Origin of the sequence: Sphingobium sp. SA916 (assembly GCF_002894065.1) — a bacterium.
Taxonomy (GTDB): Bacteria; Pseudomonadota; Alphaproteobacteria; order Sphingomonadales; family Sphingomonadaceae; genus Sphingobium; species Sphingobium fuliginis.
Genome location: NZ_LXYF01000030.1, coordinates 131410 through 155743, shown reverse-complemented (window position 1 = coordinate 155743; position 24334 = coordinate 131410). Strand labels below are relative to the sequence as shown.

Annotated in this window: 25 protein-coding genes; 8 read left to right on the top strand and 17 right to left on the bottom strand. The window is 64.7% G+C overall.

Going from position 1 to position 24334, the window contains the following annotated elements; genetic code table 11:
• Positions 1 to 55: 55 nt before the first annotated feature.
• From A8G00_RS08550 to A8G00_RS08535, 4 genes are all read left to right on the top strand, one after another.
• Positions 56 to 529 (top strand): DUF305 domain-containing protein, encoded by a 474-nt coding sequence (locus tag A8G00_RS08550; protein WP_004212732.1) that lies wholly within the window; start codon positions 56 to 58, stop codon positions 527 to 529.
• Positions 530 to 588: 59 nt separating this feature from the next.
• Positions 589 to 2124 (top strand): PAS domain S-box protein, encoded by a 1536-nt coding sequence (locus tag A8G00_RS08545; RefSeq protein ID WP_020820520.1) that lies wholly within the window; start codon positions 589 to 591, stop codon positions 2122 to 2124.
• Positions 2114 to 2737 carry a response regulator transcription factor gene (locus tag A8G00_RS08540; RefSeq protein ID WP_020820519.1) on the top strand — a complete coding sequence of 208 codons (624 nt, stop codon included), beginning with the start codon at positions 2114 to 2116 and terminating at the stop codon, positions 2735 to 2737. The genes A8G00_RS08545 and A8G00_RS08540 overlap by 11 nt, the downstream gene beginning before the upstream one ends.
• 81 nt (positions 2738 to 2818) lie before the next feature.
• Positions 2819 to 3226, top strand: coding sequence for a response regulator (locus A8G00_RS08535; RefSeq protein ID WP_007683354.1), 408 nt, complete (start codon positions 2819 to 2821; stop codon positions 3224 to 3226).
• 62 nt (positions 3227 to 3288) lie between these two features.
• On the opposite strand, the gene A8G00_RS25585 is transcribed toward A8G00_RS08535, so the two are convergent.
• From A8G00_RS25585 to A8G00_RS08525, 3 genes are all read right to left on the bottom strand, one after another.
• The gene (locus A8G00_RS25585) at positions 3289 to 3447 is read right to left on the bottom strand and encodes a CorA family divalent cation transporter (protein ID WP_254908007.1); all 159 of its coding nucleotides are present in this window, start codon (positions 3445 to 3447) and stop codon (positions 3289 to 3291) included.
• Between the two features lie 18 nt (positions 3448 to 3465).
• The gene (locus tag A8G00_RS25580) at positions 3466 to 3951 is read right to left on the bottom strand and encodes a hypothetical protein (RefSeq protein ID WP_016743853.1); all 486 of its coding nucleotides are present in this window, start codon (positions 3949 to 3951) and stop codon (positions 3466 to 3468) included.
• Between the two features lie 251 nt (positions 3952 to 4202).
• A complete protein-coding gene (locus tag A8G00_RS08525; protein ID WP_020820517.1) occupies positions 4203 to 5033 on the bottom strand; it encodes an SDR family oxidoreductase in 831 nt (276 codons plus the stop codon).
• Positions 5034 to 5102: 69 nt separating this feature from the next.
• On the opposite strand from A8G00_RS08525, the gene A8G00_RS08520 reads away from it, so the two are divergent.
• The 4 genes from A8G00_RS08520 (at position 5103) to A8G00_RS08505 (ending at position 10556) form a co-directional block, all read left to right on the top strand.
• The gene (locus A8G00_RS08520) at positions 5103 to 5669 is read left to right on the top strand and encodes a TetR family transcriptional regulator (RefSeq protein ID WP_015449258.1); all 567 of its coding nucleotides are present in this window, start codon (positions 5103 to 5105) and stop codon (positions 5667 to 5669) included.
• Positions 5670 to 6407: 738 nt separating this feature from the next.
• Positions 6408 to 9110, top strand: coding sequence for a TonB-dependent receptor (locus A8G00_RS08515; RefSeq protein ID WP_015449259.1), 2703 nt, complete (start codon positions 6408 to 6410; stop codon positions 9108 to 9110).
• A gap of 10 nt (positions 9111 to 9120) precedes the next feature.
• Positions 9121 to 9825: a PepSY domain-containing protein gene (locus A8G00_RS08510; protein WP_020820516.1), complete on the top strand. Its 705-nt coding sequence runs from the start codon at positions 9121 to 9123 to the stop codon at positions 9823 to 9825.
• Positions 9822 to 10556 carry a PepSY domain-containing protein gene (locus A8G00_RS08505; RefSeq protein WP_004213137.1) on the top strand — a complete coding sequence of 245 codons (735 nt, stop codon included), beginning with the start codon at positions 9822 to 9824 and terminating at the stop codon, positions 10554 to 10556. Before A8G00_RS08510 ends, A8G00_RS08505 begins: the two co-directional genes overlap by 4 nt.
• A 3-nt stretch (positions 10557 to 10559) precedes the next feature.
• Here A8G00_RS08505 and hutC read toward each other — a convergent pair whose 3' ends face one another.
• From hutC to A8G00_RS08430, 14 genes are all read right to left on the bottom strand, one after another.
• Positions 10560 to 11300, bottom strand: coding sequence for a histidine utilization repressor (gene hutC, locus A8G00_RS08500; RefSeq protein ID WP_004213136.1), 741 nt, complete (start codon positions 11298 to 11300; stop codon positions 10560 to 10562).
• 140 nt (positions 11301 to 11440) lie between these two features.
• On the bottom strand, positions 11441 to 11878 hold the full coding sequence (locus A8G00_RS08495) for a DUF411 domain-containing protein (RefSeq protein WP_020820514.1): 438 nt from the start codon (positions 11876 to 11878) through the stop codon (positions 11441 to 11443).
• Positions 11879 to 11946: 68 nt separating this feature from the next.
• The gene (locus tag A8G00_RS08490; protein ID WP_235181686.1) at positions 11947 to 13083 is read right to left on the bottom strand and encodes an MFS transporter; all 1137 of its coding nucleotides are present in this window, start codon (positions 13081 to 13083) and stop codon (positions 11947 to 11949) included.
• A gap of 98 nt (positions 13084 to 13181) precedes the next feature.
• On the bottom strand, positions 13182 to 14168 hold the full coding sequence (locus A8G00_RS08485; RefSeq protein WP_009823975.1) for a copper resistance protein B: 987 nt from the start codon (positions 14166 to 14168) through the stop codon (positions 13182 to 13184).
• Complete coding sequence (locus A8G00_RS08480) at positions 14165 to 15871, bottom strand: copper resistance system multicopper oxidase (protein WP_007683343.1); 1707 nt, start codon at positions 15869 to 15871, stop codon at positions 14165 to 14167. The genes A8G00_RS08485 and A8G00_RS08480 overlap by 4 nt, the downstream gene beginning before the upstream one ends.
• A gap of 25 nt (positions 15872 to 15896) precedes the next feature.
• Positions 15897 to 16922: an alcohol dehydrogenase AdhP gene (adhP, locus tag A8G00_RS08475; RefSeq protein ID WP_007683342.1), complete on the bottom strand. Its 1026-nt coding sequence runs from the start codon at positions 16920 to 16922 to the stop codon at positions 15897 to 15899.
• 26 nt (positions 16923 to 16948) lie between these two features.
• Positions 16949 to 18469 carry an aldehyde dehydrogenase family protein gene (locus A8G00_RS08470; RefSeq protein WP_007683341.1) on the bottom strand — a complete coding sequence of 507 codons (1521 nt, stop codon included), beginning with the start codon at positions 18467 to 18469 and terminating at the stop codon, positions 16949 to 16951.
• Between the two features lie 442 nt (positions 18470 to 18911).
• Positions 18912 to 19313, bottom strand: a complete 402-nt coding sequence (locus tag A8G00_RS25575) for a hypothetical protein (RefSeq protein WP_013849877.1) — start codon at positions 19311 to 19313, stop codon at positions 18912 to 18914.
• Positions 19314 to 19646: 333 nt separating this feature from the next.
• Positions 19647 to 19952 carry a hypothetical protein gene (locus A8G00_RS08455; RefSeq protein ID WP_007683339.1) on the bottom strand — a complete coding sequence of 102 codons (306 nt, stop codon included), beginning with the start codon at positions 19950 to 19952 and terminating at the stop codon, positions 19647 to 19649.
• Positions 19953 to 20068: 116 nt separating this feature from the next.
• Positions 20069 to 20509, bottom strand: a complete 441-nt coding sequence (locus A8G00_RS08450; RefSeq protein ID WP_007683338.1) for a four-helix bundle copper-binding protein — start codon at positions 20507 to 20509, stop codon at positions 20069 to 20071.
• A gap of 14 nt (positions 20510 to 20523) precedes the next feature.
• Positions 20524 to 20967, bottom strand: coding sequence for a DUF1622 domain-containing protein (locus A8G00_RS08445; protein WP_007683337.1), 444 nt, complete (start codon positions 20965 to 20967; stop codon positions 20524 to 20526).
• Positions 20954 to 21676 (bottom strand): hypothetical protein, encoded by a 723-nt coding sequence (locus tag A8G00_RS08440; protein WP_043150670.1) that lies wholly within the window; start codon positions 21674 to 21676, stop codon positions 20954 to 20956. Before A8G00_RS08440 ends, A8G00_RS08445 begins: the two co-directional genes overlap by 14 nt.
• Entirely contained in the window at positions 21673 to 22401 is a 729-nt protein-coding gene (locus A8G00_RS08435; protein WP_007406424.1) for a hypothetical protein, read from the bottom strand. The genes A8G00_RS08440 and A8G00_RS08435 overlap by 4 nt, the downstream gene beginning before the upstream one ends.
• A complete protein-coding gene (locus tag A8G00_RS08430) occupies positions 22401 to 24311 on the bottom strand; it encodes a 2Fe-2S iron-sulfur cluster-binding protein (protein WP_013039106.1) in 1911 nt (636 codons plus the stop codon). The genes A8G00_RS08435 and A8G00_RS08430 overlap by 1 nt, the downstream gene beginning before the upstream one ends.
• Positions 24312 to 24334 lie beyond the last annotated feature (23 nt).

Below are 24334 nucleotides of genomic sequence, written 5' to 3'. Positions count from 1 at the left end.
GCGGGGCGTTACACTCATACCAAGGTCGGCCGGCGCCGAGCGAAGGAGATACGCCATGGACCATTCGTCCCACATGAACACCCGGAAGATGGGCGCCTATTGGAGCCTTGCCGTTCAGACCGTCATCAGCGGCGTCATCATGTATCTGGTGATGTTCGTCATGATCGACGGGCTCGACAGCTTCTACAACAACCTCAACATGCTCTACATGACGCTGATGATGGTCGCGCCGATGGTGGTGCTGATGATCGTCGCCATGCGGCACATGTTCGCGTCGAAAGCCGCCAACATCGCGCTGATCGCCGCGTCGCTGGTCGCCTTCTTCGGCAGCTTTGCGCTCATCCGCACCCAGACCACGATCGGCGACACGGCCTTTCTGCGCTCGATGATCCCGCATCATTCCGGGGCGATCCTGATGTGCCAGGAAGCAAAGCTCAGCGATCCGGAAGTCATCCGGCTTTGCGAAGCGATCAAGCGCTCGCAGCGGCAGGAAATCGACGAGATGAAGGCCATACTCGCGCGGCGCTGAGTGGCACGGTCGGGCTACGCCCGGATCCGTGCGCCCGGCCAGGCATGTGAGCCGGGACGATGGTCGACACGAGGCGCGGGCCGGACGAGATTGCCAGCGACGTAGCGCGGCTTGCGCCGCTGTTCCTGCGACAGGCTGGCGGCCACGTCCTGACGCTGCTCGATCCTGCCGGGATCGTGCTGAGCTATAATGAAGAAGGCGAGCGTGCCGAATGCTGGCCCCTCGATCGCGTCTTGGGACAGCCCCATGACCTGTTCTACCCGCCCGACGAGATTGCGGCCGGCCGCCCGTGCGCAGACCTGGCGGCCGCCCTTCACGAAGGCACGCTGGAGCGCGAAGCGTGGCGGGTCTGCGAGAACGGCGCGGAATATCTCGCGCGCCTGACGATCAGCGCCCTGTTCGAAGGCGACGCACATCGAGGCTTTGCCTGCATCAGTCGCGATGTCACCGACGAGGCGGCGGTCCGGGCGTCAATCGAGACCCGCGAGCAGCATCTCCAGTCGATCCTGGCGACCGTCCCCGATGCGATGATCATCATCGACGAGACCGGCGCCATCACGTCGTTCAGCGCGGCCGCCCAACGCCTGTTCGGCTATTCGGAAACCGAGCTCGTCGGCCGCAACGTCTCCTGCCTGATGCCCCAGCCCGATCGCGACCGGCACGACGAATATATCGCGCATTATCTCCAGACCGGCGAGCGCCGGATCATCGGCCTCGGCCGCGTCGTGGTCGGCCAGCGCCGCGACGGCTCGACCTTCCCGATGCAGCTGTCGGTTGGCGAGGCCGGTGAAGACGGGCAGCGGTTGTTCACCGGCTTCATCCGGGATCTCACCGCCAAGGAGCAGGATGAGCTCAGGCTCAAGGAACTGCAGGCAGAGCTGGTCCATGTCTCCCGGCTGAGCGCGATGGGCACGATGGCCTCGACCCTCGCGCATGAGCTCAACCAGCCGCTTGCCGCGGTCGCGCTCTATCTCGAGACGATCCGCGACATGCTCGACGAGCGGGACGACGAACCCTTCGTGTCGCTACGGTCGTTGATGGATGATGCGGCACAGGAAACGCTGCGGGCCGGCCATATCGTCCGGCGCCTGCGCGATTTCGTCGCCCGCGGCGAGGTCGACAAGAGCCTCCACGAGCTGCCGCGGGTCATCGCCGAGGCGAGCCAGCTCGCGCTGGTCGACGCCCGCGAGCGCGGCATCCGCAGCTTCTTTGCAGTCGATCCCGCCGCGACGCCGGTCCTCGTCGACAGGGTGCAGATCCAGCAGGTGCTGGTCAACCTGATGCGCAATGCCATCGAGGCGATGGCGGAGTGTCCGGTTCGCGACCTCAAGGTGGCGACCAGGTTGCGCCCTGACGGGCTGATCGAGGTGACCGTGGCGGATACCGGCCCCGGCATCGCCGACGAGGTCCGGGAGCAGCTCTTCACGGCGTTCAAGTCGACAAAGGCCGACGGCATGGGCCTCGGCCTTTCGATCTGCCGGACCATCATCGAAGCGCATGGGGGCCGTATCTGGATGGAGCGCCCCGACCGCGGCGGCGCGCGCTTTCATTTTACCTTGATCCATGCGCGGGCGGAGGAGGAACATGGGGGATAGACGCGTCATCCATCTGGTCGACGACGAGGAGAGCATCCGCAAGGCGGCGAGCTTTGCGCTCAAGACCGCGGGCTACGACGTCGTGACCTATGCCTCGGGCGTGGAGTTTCTCAAGGAGGCGAAGTCGGCGGCCGTCGGCTGCGTCATCCTCGACGTGCGCATGCCCAAGATGGACGGTCTCGAGGTTCAGGCCGCCATGGCAGCACGCGGGGTCAATATGCCGGTCATCGTCCTGACCGGCCATGGCGACGTGTCGGTTGCGGTGCAGGCCATGAAAGGCGGCGCGGTCGACTTTCTCGAGAAGCCCTTCGAGAAAGCCGCCCTGCTCGGCGCCGTCAGCCGCGCGTTCGCGCGTCTCGACGATGTCGACTTTCGCACTCTGGAAACCTCTGAAGCCGGCGTGCGGGTCGCTGCACTGACGCCCCGGGAGCGTGAAGTGCTGGAAGGGCTGGCGAACGGCCTGCCCAATAAGACGATCGCCTATGACCTGGGCTGTTCATCGCGAACGGTCGAGGTCCATCGCGCGAGCCTGATGGCCAAGCTCGAGGTCCGCAATTTGTCCGAAGCCCTGCGGATCGCCTTTGCCGCGGGCATGGGCCGCAAGCCGAAGTGACTGCGACCTCTACGTAGCGACGGGACGAGGCGCGATATGCGATCGATGGTGCAATCGTCACACGGGTGTCCGCTTCTCGCAATGCCATCGGTCCGTTCCACTCAGCATGATGGCAGATACACCATCCTCGTCTCCGACGACGATCCCGGCGTGCGGCGTGGCCTCCAGCTGCTGCTGAGATCGCGCGGCTATGCCGTGTGGGGATATACGACCGGCCACGCGCTGTTGGCCGACCCCCGCGCGAAGGAGGCAGACTGCGTCATCCTCGACTATCGCATGCCCGACATCGACGGATTCGCGATGCTGCGTCACCTTCGCGAGATCGGATGGTCGGGACGCGCCATCATGATCTCAGGCTTTCACGACACGCTGCTGGCCTGGCGGGCCGCCGAGGCGGGCTTCGATCACGTTCTCGCAAAGCCTTTGATCGGCAGGGCTTTGCTCGATGCGTTGGACCGGCACCGCGCCGAGGTTCTGCGAAAGCATTGAGTTATGGCGGCCGGCCCCCGGCAGCCTCAGCCCGGCGCGATGTGGAAAGCCGATCTGCGCCGTCAAAGCCAGTGGCTACGTTTGAACCGGATGTAGAGCCCAATGCAGACCGCAGCGATGACGCCGAGGATGACGAAATATCCCCATTGCGTCTTCAGTTCGGGCATATTCTCGAAATTCATGCCGTAGATTCCGGCAATCGCGGTAGGCACCGCGAGGATCGCAGCCCGGGCGGCAAGCTAACGGGTGATCGCACCTTGGCGCTGCTGTTCGAGCAGGTGACTCGCCTCGAACACCGAGATCAGGATGTCGCGGATGCCGGTGATGGCGCTCTCAACCCTGAGCATGTGATCGTCGAGCTTCGAAATCTGGTGGCCGTTGTCGGCACCTTCCATGGCAAGCGGGTGAAGGCCGTAATTCCCGGCGATGTCGGCAAGTTCTGTTTCGCTGGGCTGGGACATTTTGATCCACACGAAGTCATCCTTGCCGACGTGCTCGCACGCCGGATCGATCAGGGTCGCCGGCCGTAGCCGTTTGCCATTGTGACAAAGAACGGCGGCGGCGACCGGAAGCCGTGTGCCTCGCCTATTGAGACGCGCGCACAAACACTCGTCATTCTTCAAGCCCAATCGCAGGAAGAAGAAGGCGGCGCGCAGCAATTCGAGCGAGAGCTTATAGAAAATGCGGCGGAGCGTTGGGTTTCGCAGAAGGCCGCTCCCGTTCATGACGCGCGTGGCTGGGCGGCGCGCTGCCACATCAAGGGCACGCAGACTGCGAAGGTCTGCGCACCCTTGATTGGCGACCGCGAGGGTTTTCCTCTCTTGCGATGGTACCAAGCGATTGCCCGTGTGGCGCCTCTGCAATCGTGTCGGATGACTATACCTAAGTATCGGATAACGGCGCTGACGACAGGGTTGCCGGGCCCCGGTGAGGCGCGTCGCACCGCGCGAAGACGAAAGCTGGAAGACGGAAAAGCTCAACTGTCGAAAGCGACCGAGCGCGCGAGCGCTTCCTGGGACTGCAGAAAGGCGAGCCGCGATTGCAGCGCCGCCTGGACAACGCCGAAAGCGTCACCCCCCAGAGTCACGCGCAGCGGCGGATGGTCGCTGGTTGCGACATCAACGATCGCTTGCGCGATCTTTTGCGGGTCGAGCGTGTAGAGCTCGTTTCCGGCGGTCTCGAACATCTTGCGGATATGGCCGGCGGGCGTATCGCGATACGCGGCGATCTCGCTGGCGAATTGCAGATTGTGGCTGAAGCTGGTGCGCGCCCCGCCCGGCTCGATCAGTGTCACGAACAGGTTGAAGGGTTCAAGCTCCTGGTGGAGGCATTCGCTGAAGCCCTCCAGGCCCCATTTGGCCACATGATAGAGACTGCTCGTCGGAAGCGAGCCCTGACCACTAGCGCTGGAGATCTGGATGATCCGGCCGCTCCCGCGCAGCCGCATGGCGGGGACAAAGGCGCGGGTGATGTGGATGGGCGCCATGAGATTGAGCGCGATCTGGCCTTCGACCTCGGCGTCCGACATCTCTTCGGTGGCGCCGATCACGCCGCCGCCGGCGTTGTTGACCAGAATATCGACGGGTCGACGCGCCTGCGCCCGGGCCACGACCGCAGCAATATCGTCCTTGACCGTGACGTCGAGCGCTTCGACGCGCAGCTGGCTCGGATATTTCGCCGCGAGATCATCGAGGCTTTCGGGCTTGCGGGCCGTCGCGGTAAGGTCGTCGCCAGCGGCCAGGATCAGTTCGGCCAGATGGCGGCCGATGCCGCTGGACGCGCCCGTGAGAAACCAGTGATTGGACATATGTTATTCCATATATTACCAACTGGTAGGTAACTTGAAACCTGGAATGCGTCAATGCTTGGAGGTGTGATGAAGCAACGAACCCGGCGGAATGCCGCACAGAGCCGCGAGACGCTCCTGGCTGCAGCGACCGAGGAGTTCGCGTCCCATGGGCTGGCGGGCGCGCGGATCGACCGGATTGCGCAGGCGGCGGGTATCAGCAAGCCGATGCTCTACACCTATTTCGGGGACAAGGAGGCGCTCTTCGATGCCGCGCTGACGCAGGAAGTGATGGACGCGGCGCAGGCCGATCGCTTCGATCCCAATGATCTTGAGGGTTATGCGGGGCGCACCTATGACTTGCTGGTCGAACGCCCGCGCCTGTGGAGGCTGCTGACCTGGCATCATTTGGAGCGTGGCCAGGATGTTCTGATGCTCCCGGCCGGCGAGGTCCTTCTCGGGGAGAAGCTGGACGGGATCGCAGCGGCGCAGGCCGAGGGGCGGATCGTCGCCGACTTCACGCCCCTGGATGTCGTCCGGCTTGTCGCCGCCCTCACCCAGCTCTGGTGCATGACCGGAGCTGCACGCGACGCTGCCGAGCACGCGGCGCGCCGGGCGACGATCATGCGGGCGGTGGGGCGACTGCTGCGCGTGTGATCGTGCGAGGCGCGAGCTGCACGCCCGCGCGCCGACCGGGACACAGCAAGCATTTTTCGCAACCTGCCGTACTGCCCAGCGGCAAAATCAGGGCGGCTCAAGCACAAGCCGGCCCGTCGGCTCCGCGGATGCGATCGACGTTCGAGGACTGCGCCGCCACTGCCGAACCGGATTGGATCATCGCCAAGTGACCCAGTGGCTGCGCGACGATCTCAGGTCGCCGGACTCGTCGCACGACGTTTCGTCAGGAGTCGTTTCATCTGCCTCAAAAGGCGAACCTGCGGCTCAATCCGGAAGAAGGCGCGACACATCCAGGAAACGAGGATCAAATGCGGTCCGCATCGGTATTACTTTCCCTGGCGCGTGCAAGCTCAGCAAAGGACTAATGTTCCCGGAGCATCTCTAGCGCTATACCTAGGTATATCACGCCGACACCAATAACATGTGATCATGCCGCTTCGCATTCTTGCCGGCCAAATGTCCCGATCATCAAATCGAAGCGTGCGAGGCTGTATTACCATATGATATTCTATCTCCTATCTCAGCAGCTTTGCAAATGAGCGCTCGCAAAAATATCTCTTCAGTCATGAGGGTTCGACGTCTGGCGTGCGTATTATAGCTATATCTATATCTAAATTTCACGAGAATAAGGTATTGGAAAAACAGGAAAAATACTGTTGACCTGTATATACAACTGATGTTGTCTGTGGCTGTTCTAAAACGTCAGGGGGATTGCACATGACCATCAGGATGGCCCTGCTCGGCAGCGCCGCCATCGTCGCGGGCTACGCCGCGCCGGCTCTCGCTCAGGCCGATCCGACACCGCAGCCAAAAGCACAAGTCCTGGGGGATGACAGCGACATCGTCGTTACCGGCTCACGAATCCGTCGGCAGGATCTGGCCGGGGTTGGACCGGCCACCGTGGTCACCGCCGAGCAGATCCAAAATACCGGCATCGTCAATATCGAAACCGCCTTGCAGCGTTTGCCGGCCAATGCCGGCTTCGCGGGCAACCAGACATCGGCCTACTGGACCAACAACGGTTATGGCACTGCTCAGGTCAATCTGCGCGGCCTCGGCATCAAGCGCACACTCGTGCTCCTCAACGGCCGACGCCTCGTCGCGGGCGGCACCGGCGCCAATTCCTCACCCGATCTCAACATGATCCCGGTCGTGGCGCTGGCACGCACCGATGTCCTCAAGGATGGCGCGTCCGCTATCTACGGGGCCGATGCCATGGCCGGCGTGGTCAACCTTGTCACGCGCACCGATTATGAAGGCCTGGGTCTCAGCGTCCGACAAGGCATTACCGAGCGCGGCGACGGCTCCGATCTCACCGCGGACCTACTTTGGGGCATTCGCAACGATCGTGGCGGGTTCATGGCAGCAGTCACCTACCAGAAGACCAGCGCCGTCAACATGGCCTCGCGTGCGCCCTGCTCGCTCGCTGAAACGACGCCGGGCTCGCTGAGCTGCGTCAACAGCGCCTCGACGATCGGCGGACGCGCGGTGCTGCCCAACGGCCAACAGATCAACTTCAACCAGGTACCCGGAGGGAACGGGAACTTCTACGAGCCTTACAGTCCCGCCAAGCACAACTTCAACTCGAACCCGTTTCTCAATGCGGTCAGCCCAGTCGAGCGCGTCAGCACGGCCTTCTTCGCGGACTATGCGCTGACCGACGGTATCCAGGCGTTCGGCGAGTTCCTCTATACGTTCCGCAAGTCGAATCAGATCGCGACACCCGGCACGCTGCGCAATCTCTCGATACCAGCCAGCAATCCGACCAATCCGACCGGCCAGAACCTGGTCCTGGCCCAGCGCCGCCTCGCCGAACCCGGCGCGCGCCACTTCTTCCAGGAGACCGATACCTGGCAAGGCACCTTCGGGCTGCGCGGCAAGCTGGCGAACGACTGGGCCTGGGAAGTCGCGGGCAGCTTCGGGCGTAACACGGCCGTCGACGGCTCGACCAACATCGCCAATCTCGAGCGCGTCGCGAACACGCTCGACAGGAGCAAATGCTCCAGCACGGCGGGCGCGGCCATCCCCTGCGGTGACTATCTTGGGTTCGGAGACCTGACACCTCAGGTTCTGGATTATATTCTGTTCACCTCGCGCGATCGCGGAGGCAACGAACTCGGCACGGTCACGGCTGACCTCAACGGCGATCTCTTCTCCCTTCCAGCCGGCGCGGTGTCCTTCGCCACCGGCGTGGTCTATCGGCGCGAAAAAGGCTGGCGCGATCCCGACCCGTTGACGGTGCTCGGCGTGGCGAACGTCAATCAGCAGGATCCTATTTCGGGCTCGAGCACCGCCAAGGAAGCCTATCTCGAGCTATCGGTGCCGGTGCTTGCCAACACAGCTTTCGCCAAGGCGCTCACGCTCGATGGCGCAGTCCGCTACTCAGACTATAATCTCTTCGGGAGCGACTGGAATTACAAGCTCAGTGCCGACTGGGTAGTCAATGACAGCATCCGTCTGCGCGGCACTTATGGGACGGGCTTTCGCATTCCCAACGTGCCGGAGCTTTTCGGCGGCGTCTCGGAAGGCAATCTGACCACGACCGATCCCTGCTCGCGCTACACCTCCAGCGGCAACGTGACCTTGATCGCCAATTGTCAGGCGTCCGGTGTGCCGGCCAACTATACGCAGCTCGGCACCACGATCCTCACCACAGTGGGCGGTAACCAGAGCCTTCGGCCCGAAAGCTCCACGACCTGGACCGTTGGTACGGTGATATCGCCGCGCGGCATCATCCCAGGGTTGTCGCTGACGGCAGACTGGTTCGACATCAAGATCAAGGACGCGATCCGGGCCATTCCCGGCTCGACCAAGCTCGCAGTCTGCTATGCGAGCCAGAACCTGTCGCACCCGTTCTGCAGCGACTTTACGCGCAGCGCGCTGACCGGCGAGGTCACTTACCTCTCCGCCCAGCCCATCAACACCGGCCGCGAGGAGATGAATGGTCTCGATCTGGGTCTGGTGTACAGTGGTGCGGTGGGCGAGGTGAAGATCTCCTTGGATCTCAACATGACCTATCTCAACAAATATGTCGTAAACCCCTTCCCCGGCGGCGCGCCGATCTATTTCGACGGGTTTATCGGGGGCGGCAATGGCGGCTATCCGAAATGGCGTGGTTATGGCGTGCTGACGGCGGAGAAGGACGGCATCAGCGCGACCTGGTCGACACAATGGATCGGCAAGGCTACCGACTTCAACGCATCGGCCGGCGACATCGGCTACCGCACGCCGAACGTCTTCTACCACAATCTTCAGCTTGCCTTCGCGATCGACGAGAAGACACGTTTCCAGATCGGGGCCGACAATCTGTTCGACCGCAAGGCGCCCTATATCCAGAGCTTCACCGATGCCAACACCGACACGATGACCTATGATCTGCTCGGACGGCGCTTCTACGCCGGCTTCCGAACCGCGTTCTGAAGGGCAGCACATGGCAATTCGCTGGCCTTTGGTCATCCGCCGGACGCACAAGTGGCTGGCCCTGATCGTCGGCGTCCAGGTTCTGCTCTGGACGCTGACCGGCTTCTATATGGTGGCCGTCCATATCGACATCATCCATGGCGACGATCTGGTCCGCCCACCGGTCGTCGCCCCCATCGACCTTGCGAGCTTCGTCCCGCCGGTGCGGATTGTTCAATCGGCTCCCGACGCGTCCGAGATCCGCCTGCAACGGTTCATGGATCAGCCCGTCTGGCGCGCGCAAACCCCGGGTGGTCCAAGACTCTTCGATGCAGGTTCGGGACAGCCCATCCCCGATTTGAGCGAGGCACAAATCCGCGCCGCCGCTCGGCGCATCTACAGCGGCACCGGGGACATCGTCGCAGCCCGGCTGCTGACGACGGCGCCACTGGAAATGCAGGCGCGCAAGCCTCCCTATTGGCAGGTCGAATTCGATGCCTGGAACCGGCCAACCCTGTATCTCTCTCCGCAGACCGGTGAGCTGATCTCGCGCCGCCATGCGCTGTGGCGCGTGTTCGATTTCGCGTGGATGCTGCACATCATGGACTATGACGATCGCTCCGACGTCAACAATCCGCTGCTGCGCGTGGCGACCTGGAGTGCCCTTGCCATGGCGCTGGCCGGGGCTTGGCTGCTGCTTTGGTCGTTCCCGCGGCGCAGGAAGAAGAAGGCATGAAGAAAATCCGGTTCACCCCGCTCTTTTTTCGGCGCATCCACAAATGGGTCGGCCTGATCCTGGGCGTGCAGTTTCTCCTTTGGGCTCTGAGCGGCTCGATGATGGCCTTGCTCGATCAGGAGAAGGTCGGCGGACACAGTGCGCAGGCCAGCCATCAGCACGCCCTACCTGCCGGTGACTATATTGCGCCGGCAAAGCTCGCTCTTGATGGTCCCGTGCTCGGCATCGCCTTGCGGTCCCTTGCCACACGCCCCGTCTACGAGCTTCGATCCACCACGGGCACGCGGCTAATCGACGCGACGAGCGGCGCCCCGGTTCGGGTCGACGAGCAGGTCGCGCGCGACGTCGCGACGATGGTGAATGAAGCACCGATCCGCAAGGCAACGTTGCTCGCCGAACCGAATGTGGAAGCGCGCGAGCACGAAGGCACCATGTGGCGACTGGATTTCGCGGACGCAGAGAACAGCAGCGCCTACATCTCCGCCGACACCGGCCGATTCCTGGTCATGCGCGGCGACACATGGCGCACCTGGGATTTCTTCTGGATGCTCCACAACATGGACTATGTGAACCGCACCAGCTTCAATCACCCGCTGATCGTCTTCGTTGCGTTCGGTACTTTGTGGCTGTCGGGGACGGGCTTCTACCTGCTGTTTAAGAGCTTCAGTCGCGCCGACGTGCGATGGTTGCGGCGCAGGCGCAAATCGGCCGTCAAGTTGGGCGCGGGCTGATCGCTAGGTCCCAACAGAAAAAGCCGCCGATAGCTCGAACCGATTGCCCGGGTGCGTGAGCCAAGCGTGCGATACGAGACGTCCGCGACTCCAGGTTCTGCGCGTCATCATTAGCACTGGTTCTCCTTCAGCGAGGCCCAGCATTGTTCGCATGGCTGTATCCGGCATCGCCGCGCACACCCGGTGCTCTACTCGCTCGAGCGGGGCAACACGTGTCAGATATTCATTCGGCGTCGAGGCGCTGAAATCCCTCTCTCCGTAGCGTGGCGCAGCAGATGCCAGTACAAAGCGCTCCTCGACCTGAATTGGGAATTCGGTCTCGTGATGGACGATAAGCGAATGGAAGAGGCGCGTGCCCAAGCCGACTTCCAGCAGAGCTGCCCTTTCCGCATCAGCCCGTATCTCGATATTATAAATGACGCGCGCGCGATAGGCGTGGCCCCTGCCGCGCACCTCCTCCGCGATGTTGCGGATCTCGATCAGCTGCCCGATCGGCCGGGGCTCGGCGACAAAGCTGCCCCGCCCCGCCCGCCGTACCACGACACCGGCCGATTGCAGTTCCCGCAACGCCCGGTTTGCGGTCATGCGCGAGACTTTGAACGTCTCGACGAGCTCGGCCTCTGACGGCGTCTGGTCGCCGGGCTTCAGGCGACCTTCCCGGATGTCCTCGAAAATGCTGTCTTTGATCGCCACATAGCGAGGTTGCTTCTCCGCACCGGCAGCGTCGACCGCGGGTTCGCCCACAGAAGCAGCTTTCGTCCGGGGAGCGGATGCGCGGCTATGGGGGCGAGCGGGAGCATGCATCAAATGACTATACAGGTGGGGGCGAGCAAGTCCCAGTCATTCAAACAGGAAATCACCAGCGAGAGCCGAGGCGTGCGTGATCAATGCCGCGCGAAGACCTTCTGGCCCGAACTGCCGAACGACACCACCGCATAGGGTTGGCGGGCGGCGCCTGCCACTTCCATGCCCTCCGAGCCGATCGGCATCCCCGCCACCGCAATGCCTCTGACGCCTACGGGACGGGTTGCCAGCAGGCGCTTGATATCGGCGACCGGGACATGGCCCTCGATCAGATAGCCATCAACCATCGCGCTGTGGCAGGATGCCAGCGTGCCCGGCATGCCGGCCCTCCGCTGAAGCGCCCCGCGCGACGCATCGTCGCGCATGATGACCGTGCGGCCCAGCTTCGCGCGAAGCGCCTGGGCCCACTTCTCACAGCATCCACAACCCGGGTCCCGGTGGACGACGACATCATTCGCCGCAAGCGCTGCGCCGGGCAGGGCGAGGAACAGCAAGGCGGCAGAAAGACGGGTCTTCATGAACGGCTCCCGGAAGCATGCGATAGGGTTCCTAATGATCTATACGCATTGATGCCCCCTACCCCTCATCACGCTGAAGATTTCACGATGGCGCGCGGCCTCCAGGCGAGCGGCAAGGACACAAGCAGCGCCAGCGACAGACCACCAATCCCCCACAAGACTAAGTGCTGCGCCCCGGGAGCGACGACGGCGATCGCCAGCGGCGCGAGCGCCTGCCCGATGCTGGCGGCGGAATGCTGGAGACCGAGCTTCAGACCTGAAGGGGCTGCCGCACCGCTGATCCAGAAGCTGGTGACCAATCGAAGGGTTGCCGAGCTCCAGCCGGCAGCAACGATGATCCCACTGAGTTCGGCCATGCTCGCGGCGACAGGGAACAGGAAGAGCGCCGCAGCCAGCAGGCCGAGCGTCAGCCCCGCAAGCCGCCTCGGCATGGTCACCAGCCAATCGAGCCTCGCATGGAAGATCTGTGCTGCCAGCATGCCCAATCCGCAGAGACTGAGCATCCAGGCGATCTCTTCGCGGCTCAGCGAAATGACGCTCCGCGTCACCAGGAGATTGACATGCATCGCCGCCAGCCCGCCGCCCGCGACGATCGTGACGAAAAGCAGGATCAGCGTCGCGCCGAGCGTCGGCGCGGGCAGGTCTCCGCCATCGATGCAAGGTGCACACCAGCGCGGCAGACGCACGGCGCAAAGCGCCGCCCCGACGGCACCGATGCCGAAAGCGAGGATCATGAGGGGAGCGCGGGGCAGGATCGCGGCCGAGACCTCCGCCACCAGCGGACCGGCGAGATCGCCCAGAAACAAGAAGGCGGTCAGCCAGGTGAAGCGCCGCGCCTGGTCCGCGCGCTCGTTTGCGGCAAAGCTCGCGCAGAGCAAGCCCAACGGTATGATGGCGGCCGACGCCATCCCCGCCACCAGGCGCAATGCATAAAGCTCAGGCAGCCCGACGAGGCCGATCGGCGCGGTCACCAGGGCGAGGATGACCAGCGCTGCGCGCAACATCGCCCGATAGTCGACCCGGTCCGCGATCCAGCCCCAGAGCGGCGCCGCCAGCAAGGCTGCCAGGGGATGGACCGCGGTCAGGCTCGCGACATGAAAATCATGAGCGCTTGACGATAGCGCGCCACGAGCCGGGTCGACCAGTGCCGGAAGGAAGGCGAGAATGGCCGTCTGTCCCGCCGACGCCGCAGCCGCCGCGAGCAACAAGACGAAAAAGGAGGCCGGCCAGCGACCGTTGGCTTGCGATCCAGCCTTGTCACGCGGCGCGTTCGCGGTCGATCCCTCGAGTGGCCATCCGCGGATCACCACCAGGCGCGCAAGCCGATCACTAGCCTGTGTTCGGAAGGCCCTTCCCTGCGCAGGCGACGGAAATCGGCCGTGCCGTCAAATGCGCGCTCCCAGACGAAGCCGATATAGGGCGCGAACTTGCGCGACACCTCGTAGCGCAACCGTCCGCTCAGCTCGACATTGCTGAAGCCGCTGCCGAGCTGCCGATCGCTCGACCGCTTCGAATAGATATTGGTTTCCACCTGCGGCGTAAGGATCAACCGATTGGTGAACAGGACCTCATAGGAGGCCTTGGCGCGCGCCGCGAGACGCCCATCGGTTCCTACATAGCCGGTGAGCTGGACGTCGAACCAATAGGGCGCCAGTCCCTCGACGCCGGCGGCGAGCCAGGTGGTCGCACCCTTGCCGAGATCCTGCCTGACCCCGAGCAGCGTGCCCCAGAACGGGTTCTTGCTGTGCCACCACAGCGCCTCGACGCTGCTCTCCGGATCGAGACGTTGGTCGCGGGAGTTCTTGAGCCCCTGGCTGCGCAGCCAGAGCTTGTCATTGTCCTGACCCTTGGTGACGAGCACGGTCCAGCCCACGCCCTGACCCTCGTTGCCGCTGGTGAACTCGAGCTCATCCACAAGTATCTTGGGGATCGAGAGCTTGTCGGCCATCTCATAGCCCGGCAGCGTCGAGTTGCGATAGCCGTCGGCATAATCGTCCGAGTTGCGCGCGTCCGGCGGGGCCTTGCCACCCTGCATCGAGCCCATGTCCATCGTGGCGCCGTTACCGGACGCCTTCGTGTCGGTCATATCCATGCCCGGCATGTCCATGCCCGCATGCTCCTGAGAGCCTTGCGCGGAAGGTGAGTTTGGATCGGGAGTGGCCGTTTGGGCAGGGGTGGCGGCGGGCGACGGGGGCAAGGCATCCTGCGCGAGGGCGGGAGCCGTGATCGCCGGCGCCAGGAAGAGGGCAACGCCAAGAGCAATGCCGCGCGAGGGGATAATCCGGATCATGCGACCACCACCTCCCGGAACATGCCGGCCGCCATGTGATAGAGCAGATGGCAGTGGAAGGCCCATCGGCCCATGGCGTCGGCGGTGACGCGGAAGCTCACCCGCTGGGCGGGCTGGACCACGACCGTATGCTTGCGGACCTGGAAGGCGCCGTCCGGGCCTTCGACATCGCTCCACATGCCGTGCAGATGCATCGGATGCGCCATCATCGTGTCGTTGACGAAGGTGACGCGCAGCCGCTCGTTCGGCTTGAAATGCAGCGGCCGGGAATCGTTGAGCTTGATGCCGTCGAGCGACCAGATGAACCGTTCCATATTGCCCGTCAGATGCAGCTCGATGTCGCGCTCGGGCTCGCGCGGGTCGGGATCGCCGCCCGGCGTGCGCAGATCGGCCAGCGTCAGCACGCGCCAGCCGCGCCCGCGCAGCCCGGCGCCGGGATCGTCCAGATTGGTGCGGGGATAGTCGACGCGCATGTCGGTATTGGCGCCATATTCGGTGCGGGCGTGCTGTGCCCTGGCCGGCATCTCGGTCATGCCGTGCCCGGCATGCGCGTCGCCTCCCATTGCGCCCATCGTCGCCATCGCGCCCATCATGTCGACCGGCTCGAGCCAGGTCCGGGCATCGAGCGGCGGCACGGCTGCCGCCATGCCCGGAGCCGGTGCGATCGTGCCGCGGGCATAGCCGCTCCGATCGATCGCCTGCGCGAAGATGGTGCGGGCGCCGCCCTCGGGCATGGTGAACTCGACGTCATAGGTCTCGCCCGGGCCGATCCGGAATTCCTCGACCGTGACCGGCTCGACCGGCTGCCCGTCGGCCGATACGACCGTCAGCTCGACCCCCGGGATCCGCACGTCGAAGAACGTCGCCGTCCCCGCGCCGACGAAGCGCAGGCGCACGCGTTCGCCGGGCGCGGCGATACCGGTCCAGTTGCCGGCGGGCGGCGCGCCGTTCATCAGATAGGTGTAGGTCGCGGCAGAGACATCGCTGTAGTCGGTCGGGTTCATCCGCGAGCTGTTCCACATCCGCCGCCGCTCGAGCGCCTTCCCAAGGCCCATGGCGCCGACATCCTTGAGGAAGTCGCCGGCTGTCGGCTGCGCAAAATTATAGTAGCTGCTCTGCTTCTTGAGATTGAGGAAGATCTGCAGCGGCGGCTCGTCCGACCAGTCGCTGAGCACGATGCAATAGTCGCGATCGGGCGCCCGCGCCGCCGGCGCCTGTTTCGGCTCCACGATGATCGCTCCATAGAGTCCCGTCTGCTCGGCGAGCGTGTGAGCGTGATACCAGTAGGTTCCGCTCTGGCGGACCTCGAAGCGATAGGTGAAGGTCTCGCCCGGCGCGATGCCGGCAAAGCTGATGCCGGGCACGCCGTCCATCTCCGCCGGCACGATGATGCCGTGCCAATGGATGCTCGACATCTCCTTGAGGCCGTTGCGCACACGGAGCGTGACCGTGTCGCCTTCGCGCAGGCGCAGGACCGGCGCGGGCACGCTGCCGTTCACGGCGGTCGCGATACGGCGTTTGCCGGTGAAGTTGACTGGCAGCTCGGCGATCTCGAGGTCGAACTCGGTCCCGCTAAGCTCGGCGGGCGAGACTGGGGCGGATCGCGCGAGAAGCGCCGGGGCGAAGCCGGCAACCGCGCCGCCGATCGCCAGCCCCTGGACGAAACGGCGCCGTGCGATCGGCCGGATATGTAAGGGAGACATGAACTGTACTTTCGCGAAGTCGGGTTCAGGCGAGGTCGAGGACGATCCGGCCCTCGATGTCGCCATGGTGCATGCGGGAGAAGACGTCGTTGATGTTCTCCAGCTTGTCTGCATGGACCGTGGCCTTGACCTTGCCGTCGCCGGCGAACGCCAGTGCCTCGAGCAGATCGAGCCGCGTGCCGACGATCGAGCCTCGCACGGTAATGCCGTTCAGCACGGTGTCGAAGATCGACAGCGGGAAGTCGCCCGGCGGCAGACCATTGAGCGCGACCGTGCCGCCGCGCCGGACCATGCCGAGCGCCTGCTGGAACGCCTTGGGCGAAACGGCGGTGACGAGCGCTCCGTGCGCGCCGCCTATCGCCTTCTTGAGCGCTGCCGAAGGGTCCTCGCTGTGCGCGTTGACCGTCAGTGTGGCGCCAAGGCGTGTAGCGAGGTCGAGCTTGCTATCGTCGATGTCGACCGCGGCCACATTGAGACCCATGGCACGGGCATATTGCACCGCCATGTGGCCGAGCCCGCCGATCCCTGAGACGACCACCCACTCGCCGGGTCGGGCCTCGGTGGCCTTCAATCCCTTGTAGACGGTGACGCCCGCGCAGAGGATCGGCGCAATGTCGAGGAAGTCGACATTGTCGGGAAGGTGACCAACATAGTTGGGATCGGCGAGGACATATTCGGCAAAGCTGCCATTGACCGAATAGCCGGTGTTCTGCTGTTCGTGGCAAAGCGTCTCCCAGCCACCCAGGCAATGCACGCAATGCCCGCAGGCGGTGTAGAGCCAGGGCACGCCGACCCGGTCGCCTTCCTTCACATGGGTGACGCCCGCACCGACGGCGGCGACATGCCCGACGCCTTCATGGCCAGGAATGAAGGGCGGGTTGGGTTTGACCGGCCAGTCCCCTTCTGCCGCGTGCAGGTCGGTATGGCACACGCCGGTTGCCGCAATCTTGACCAGGATCTGCCCGGGGCCGACCGTCGGGATCGGCGCGTCCTCGATGACCAGGGGCTTGCCGAATTCGCGGACGACCGCCGCCTTCATGGTTTTCGCCATGTCCGTTTCTCCTTTTGAGCGAGGGGTCAGAACAGGCCGAGCGCGTGCTCGTCATAGGAGACGAGCAGGTTCTTGGTCTGCTGATAATGGTCGAGCATCATCCGGTGATTTTCACGCCCGAAGCCCGACGCCTTGTATCCGCCGAAGGCGGCATGGGCGGGGTACTGGTGATAGCAGTTGGTCCAGACCCGCCCGGCCTCGATCGCGCGGCCCAGACGGTAGGCGGTGTTGCCGCTCCGGGTCCAGACGCCCGCGCCAAGACCGTAGGCGGTGTCGTTGGCAAGTGCGATCGCCTCCTCGACCGTCTTGAAGGTGGTGACCGCCAGGACGGGACCGAAGATCTCCTCCTGGAAGATGCGCATGTGGTTCTGACCCACGAACACGGTCGGCTGTACGAAATAGCCCTGGTCGAGCGCACCGCCCGGCAGCGCCTTGGCGCCACCGACCAGACACTGCGCGCCCTCGGCCTTGCCGATATCGATATAGCCCAGGATCTTGTGGAGCTGGTCCTCCGACGCCTGCGCGCCGACCTGGACCGAGGGGTCGAGCGGATCGCCCTGGCGGATCGCGGCGACGCGCGCCACGGCGCGCTCGATGAAGCGATCGAAGATCGACTCATGGATCAGCGCGCGCGACGGGCAGGTGCAGACCTCGCCCTTGTTGAACGCGAACAGCGTGAAGCCTTCGAGCGCCTTGTCGAAGAAGGCATCGTCCTCGTCGAGCACGTCCGCCATGAAGATGTTGGGCGACTTGCCGCCAAGCTCCATCGTCTGGGGGATCAGATGGTCGGCGGCCGCATGCATGATCTGCTTGCCGGTGACGGTCTCGCCGGTGAACGAGACCTTGGCGATGCGCGGATTGGCGGCGATCGCCTGGCCGACGGTCCGTCCCGGGCCGGTGACGACATTGAGCACGCCGGGCGGCAGGATGTCGGCGGTGAGCTCGGCGAACATCAGCAAGGTGAGCGGCGTCTGGGATGCGGGCTTGATGACGGTGCAGTTGCCCGCCGCCAGCGCCGGGGCGATCTTCCACGCCGCCATCAGCAGCGGGAAGTTCCACGGGATGATCTGGCCGACGACGCCAAGCGGCTCGCGAAAATGATAGGCGATGGTGTCGGCATCGATCGTCGAGATCCCGCCTTCCTCGGCCCGGATGCAGCCGGCGAAATAGCGGAAATGGTCGATCGCGAGCGGAACGTCGGCAGCGCGCGTCTCGCGGATCGGCTTGCCGTTGTCGATCGTCTCGGCAAGCGCCAGCAACTCCATATTATCCTCGAGCCGGTCGGCGACGCGATTGAGAATCCTGGCGCGGTCGGCGGGCGAGATCCTTGCCCATTGATCCTTGGCGGCGTGCGCCGCATCGAGCGCGCGCTCGACATCTTCCGGCGTCGACAGCGCAAACTCGGCGATCTGGGCGCCATTGATCGGGCTCGTGTCCGCGAAATACTCGCCGCTCGCTGGAGCGCTCCATCGACCACCGATGAAATTATCATAGCGGTGTCGGAAGGACGCCGCAGCATTGATGGTCCCGATCGCCTTCTCGAACATCGCCTGTCTCCATCTTTACCGATGCCTGATGAAGTAGGCCTTCTGATGAGACGGCCTATAAGTAAGTTCCGCAGACAAAAATCAGGCAGAGTTTTTACGAAGCGCCAGGCTGGACACGCAAAAGAAGCCGATGATTTTCTCATCAGCTCATAGATTATCTCGTCGCCTAAGCAGGCAATGGCTCTCGCCATTCAATCGCGGCGCAGAGGTCACTGAAGTTGATCCGGCCATGCTTGGTCGGACCTCTTAATCGTAAGCGCGGACCCGCAGCTCGGTGCCAACTCCTGGAGCTTTACGCATCGCGGGCTCCTCTCTCTCGCGGTGGACGCCTGCTTCTCGTTATGAAATCCTAGAAACTTGGAACACCTCTTGAAGAACAGGCCCGCCGCGGGGGCAGCGGCGGGCCCTCAGCCCCAGGGGTCTGTTCTCGGGGCTGGAAACCTCACATGTCGCTCATCGGCTTGTCGGCCATAGGCGTGGCCGGTTTCTTCTTGGCGGCCGGCTTTGCCTTTTTCATCGGCATCTTGCAGCAACCGCTCTTGGGCTTGCCAGCCTTGCTCGAACCGCTCCCCTGCGACGAGCCACCAGACATTCCGGCCATGCCCGCAGCGCCCTGCTGGCCTTGCGGCTTCTGCATGCCGGCTTGGTGATCCTGCATCATTTGGTCGTGCATCTGCTGCCCTCCATGATCCATCCCCTGCTGATGGGCATGGGCGGTGGATGGCTTCGGCTGCGCAGGGGCGTGCTGGGGCGCGGCGGGTGCCGATTGCGCCAGACCCGCGCCAGCGAAGTTCAGGGTCGCCAGGCAGCCGATCGCGCCGACTAGAAGTTTCGTCTTTCGCATTGTGGTTCTCCGCATGATGAGTCCTTGCCCGATCGCCGTTTGCGACCGCGACCATACCGACCCCTCATGCGGGCTTGGCCCTTTGGTCTGAATACGTAAGTTACGAATCCGCACTGGATCAGGACTGGCAGGCCCGCGATCTTGCGGGCGAAACCATGGTCCAAGGGTCCAGCGGATTCATGACTGCATCGCATTAAAGCTCGTGCAGACCTTTATTCTGAAACGCAATTGGCCCGCCGGGGAAACGGCGGACCAACGTTGCGGCCCGGTCAAACGATACCAACGCCTTGTATGGTGAGGCTTTGATCAACCGACCTCTGATGGGCTTTTGGTTCAGCACCCCCCGCCCGACCGATGCGACATGTCAGAAGCCCCCTCCTGGCTCCCCGATTCCCGCATGGCCATCCGGTGGCCTCGCATCATCTCACCGTGCATCTGGTCCTTGCCGTGCCGCATGCCCTCCATATGGGCCGTGCCGGACTGAGCCGGCGCAGGCTTGGCCTTGAGCGTCTCCTCGAGATCCGGCATGTCCGACGGCATGCCATCGGCGAGAACAGGCCCGGCACCGAGGGCAAGGAGGCCGAGGGCTGCGAGCGAAGTGATAACTACCGTTTTCTTGCGCACTATCGATTCCTTCAAGTCTGGTTTCCGTTCGACCGGCTTCAGATCCGGTCGTTTCTCGCTCCTCCGGGAGCTTGCCCTTGAGATGGTATCGGTCCTGACCCGGCAGTATACGTAATATGCGAAGCGGGTGGTCAGCCGGTCATGTCCGCCATCATTCGGCAGCTCGCCGCGCATTTCTTGCAGGTGGCCGAGCAACGCGCGATCCGCTGGTCCTCGCTATGACGCCCGCATTCCTCGGCGCAGCGCTCGCAAGCATCGGCGCAGGCGCGGCACAGGATGCGGTGCAGAGCCGATTCCCGCAGCATCGAGTTGGCTGTCGCCTGGCACAGTTCCGCACAGTCGTTCAGCATGGCGATCAACGACGCGCTCGCCAGCGCGCTGCTTTGCTTCGTCAGCCAGGCGGCGGTTTCGAGGCACATGCGGTGTGAAGCCAGGCAATCGTCGATGCAGTCCGTCATCGACATCGCCATCCCTTCCATTCGATGCTGCTGCCCCGCCGCCGGCGCAGCCAGCGTTCCGGCGGCGGCAAGGCCGGCGCCCGCCATCAGCAATTCGCGTCTCTCGATCATCATGCACCCTCCATCGGCTATCCCTTGCGCGGTGTGCCGCATCCGGCGGCCTCAGCCGTCGCCGGCGACCCATCCGACGCCGCACGCGCCTTCTCCCGCGCCATCCGGGTTTCCTCCCAGGGCCAGTGACCGTTGATCTCGACCCCGAGCGAGATGCTCAGGAAGGTCCGCACCAGCACAAGCCCGGCCAGCACGATGAGATCGTCGAGCGTCGGGTTGATCACCAGCGACTTGACGATGTCGCCGGCGACCAGAAATTCCAGGCCGAGCAGGATGCTGCGGCCGAGCGCCGAGCGGAACGTGCTATAGGCCTCGGTTCGGTCGCCCGCCCTCGCCCGCCGCGCAAACAGAAAGGTTGCGAGCCCCGCGCCGACCAGGATGGTCAGCGTGCCCGCCAGTTCCAGGCCGATCACGGCGAGCCGGAAGAAGGCGCTCAGCCAGTCGGCCTCAATGGTGATCATACCAGCCTCGCTTGCGGATATTGTTGAAGCTGTCGGTGGCGTGACAGGCATAGCATTGGTCGACGCGCGCCTTCGATCCGGCTGCGCGCTGCGAGACCATGCTGAAATGCTCCATGAAGTGACTGGGCGGCGCCTTATGGCACTCGGCGCACTGCGTCGAATTGACCGATGGATGGCGGTAATTGGCGATCTTCCAGCTGTCGGTCTTGTGGCAGCTCGCGCAGTCGGTGCCGAACAGGCCCTGGTGCGGATCGCGGAACGCATGGCAGCTCGCGCAATTGAGCGCGGTCTCGGGGGTCAGGCTTCGAATGTTTGTCGACATGCCCGCCAAAGGCTGCCGCCACTTCGCCATGTCGAGCAACGCGGCGTGATCCATGCGGATGATGCCGCGCTCTCCCTCATGTTCGACGTGGCAGGAGGTGCACTGCGTCGCTTTCGCGTGGAACTGCGTCGACTGCTTCGTCCCGAAATCGGTGCCCGCATGGCAGGTGAGACAGGTCCGGGTTTCGACGCCCTTGCCCGGCGTGTGGCAGGCCGTGCATTGGCCGGCAAAGGACTGGTGCGCGCTCGAGAGCGGGCCGGGCGAGACGAGCTGCGCCACCAGGCCGGCATCCCTCGGCGCGTCCGATCGCATCCGGATCGCGACCGCGGCGACCATCACCAGCAGGGCTGCGATGAAGACGGCGTAGGAAAGACGCTGCCAGCTCATAGCCAGCGCAGCCCGTAATAGATCGCCGCGCCGACGTGGAGCGCGAGCAGCGCGAAGATGAGACAGCCCAGCAGGATGTGCAGGAACCGCCACCGCGCGAACAGGGTGTTGGTTGCCTCTTCGGCACGGATCGCGAATTCGGTATCGGCCAGCGCTGCGGCGATCCCCGCCTTGTCCTGGGGGCGCTGGCCCGCGGACGCATCCCCGGCGACGAACAGATAGCGCTTCCAGCCCGACAGCGGCGGGGCTGCGGTATCGGCCTGCGTCGGCGCCGCCGGCTCCTCGAGGAAGGCGGCGCGAAGCGAGGCCAGTTCTGACCTGCGTCCGCGCAGCGCCCGACCAAGCTGGGCAAGCAGGTAGCGGCCGATGAAGCCGGTGATGACCGTCATCAGCAGGAGGACGGTCAGAAGCAGGCCGACCGGGCTTTCGAGCTTGTGCGCGGCGTGGACCAGACCCAGGATCGGCGCCAGCACGCCGGCATAGATGTGGATGGCGAGCAGGGTTGGCTTGCTGACGACCCGGGAGAGCGCCTTGTCGACCCAGGCGATGTGCTTGGCCGCGACATAAGGAAGCGTCAGCAGCATCAGCACGAGCGCTGCGATCCCGATGATCCCGCCGGCCAGGCTACCCGGAAAGCGGGGCGACACATGCACGAGATAGCCGAACGGGAACAGCAGCAGGAACGCGACCAGCAGGCCCACGGCAATGTCGCTGCGTTCGCGCATCAGGCTTCGACCACGAGCGGCGTGCCCGTCCCCTTCGCCTGGCACGCGAGCACATAGCCTTGCGCCTTGTCGGCGGGCGCAAGGCCGGATTCGACCTCCATCGTCACTTCGCCCTGCAGCAGCTTGACCACGCAGGCGCCGCATGTGCCCGCACGGCATGCATAGGGGATCTCGACGCCCGCGCCCTCGGCCGCCTCCAGCACGGTCTCGTCCGCGGGCAAGGCCGCCGACACCCCCGACACGGAGAAGGTCACCGTGCTCGGCGCCACCTCGGCGCTCGGGGCCGGCTTATCCGCTGGCGGGGGCGCGGGCTTGACCTCGAGATCCTCGTGGTCGGCCGGCAGCGAGGCCGGACCGAACGCCTCGGTGTGCAGCTGCGCGTCGGGGACGCCGAGTTCCGCCAGCACGCCGCGCATCGCGCCCATCATCGCCGGCGGGCCGCACATATGGATGCGCCGGCTCGCGATCTCCGGCACCGCGGCCAGGATCATCTCGCGCGTGATCGGCCCTTCGGGGCCCATCCAGACGGTGCCGGGCGCGCGCTGCATCGCGGCGACGACATGGAGGTTGGGAAAACGGCGTTCGAGCCGCTCGAGCTCGTCGCGGAACACGAATTCCTCGGTCGACCGTGCGCCGTAGAAGAAGAAGATATCACCCTTCCACGCGGTGTCGGTGAGATAGCGCAGCACCGACATCATCGGGGTGATGCCGACCCCGCCCGCGATCAGCACGATGCTCTGGGCATCCGTTCCCGTGAAGGTGAAGGCGCCGAACGGTCCGCTGACCTTCAGCAGATCGTCGGCGACGACCTTGTCGTGCAGGTATCGCGAGACCACGCCCTGCTCCTCGCGCTTGACCGTCAGTTCGACATAGGCCCGCTGGGTCGGCGAAGAGGCGATCGTGTAGGAACGGCGCGCGGTCTTGCCCGCTTCGGGCTCTACCTCGACCTGCAGGAACTGGCCCGGCAGGAAGTCGAACGGCAGCCGGTCGGCGGTCGGGTCCGCGAGCCGGAAGGTCAGCACGCTCGGCGTCTCTCGCACGATCTGGACCACGCGCAGCTGCCCCGCCCAGCTTTTGGGCTTGCGCAGCGACGCCCCAGCGGGTGCGGCCGCATTGCTCGGCGCGAGCCCGGCGCTGTCGGCAACGGGTGCAGGCGCGGGCGCAACCCTGGTAGCGGGAGGGGCAGCCTTCGGCTCCGGCTTTGCTGGAACCTTGGCGGTGGCGACACCGCCGGCGATCGCCCCGATCCGCCGCAGGCGGAAGATCTGCAGCGCGATAAGCGTGGCGCTCACCAGCCCCAGGAACAGCATGAGAAGGAGGTGCGAGGGCGAGATGCCGAACCAGTGATCGGCATGGCCGGGCGCGGCCTGGTCGATGTCGAGCTGATCGCGCAGCCAGGCAAGCCCGACCTCCCGGGGCGGCTGCAAGCCCCCGATCGCGCCCTGCGCGGCGGTGCCGGAGCGGAACAGGTCGGTTCCCTCGCGCAGGCGCCGCGCCGCATCGAGCCGGGCCGAGACCGTGGTCGCACGCGCGCCGTCGGCCGAGGCGGCGTTGATCATCGCCAGACCCGTGCTTACCCGTTCGCCGGCCTGCGCAGCGACCCGCTGCCTTGCCGCTTCGTCAAGCGCGGGAAAGGCGAGCAGCTGCGAGATGAAGCCGGTCCGGCGCGATTCGTGGCCGTGCTCATTCTCCCCTTCCCCATTGATCATGCGATCCATCATGGGGTTCATCATCTTCGCCATGTCCGACGACCCCGGCTCTGCCGGTGCGGACATGCCCCCGCCGGCCGGCATGCCTGCGCCATGATGCGCGGCATGATCCTCGCCCTCCTGCGCGCCCGCGCTCGCGGACAGGCTGAGAGCGATTGCGCAGCCGAGGCTCAAGCGTCGAAGGCTGATCCGCCTGGACATCCTCATCCCCTTAGTGTGCGAGC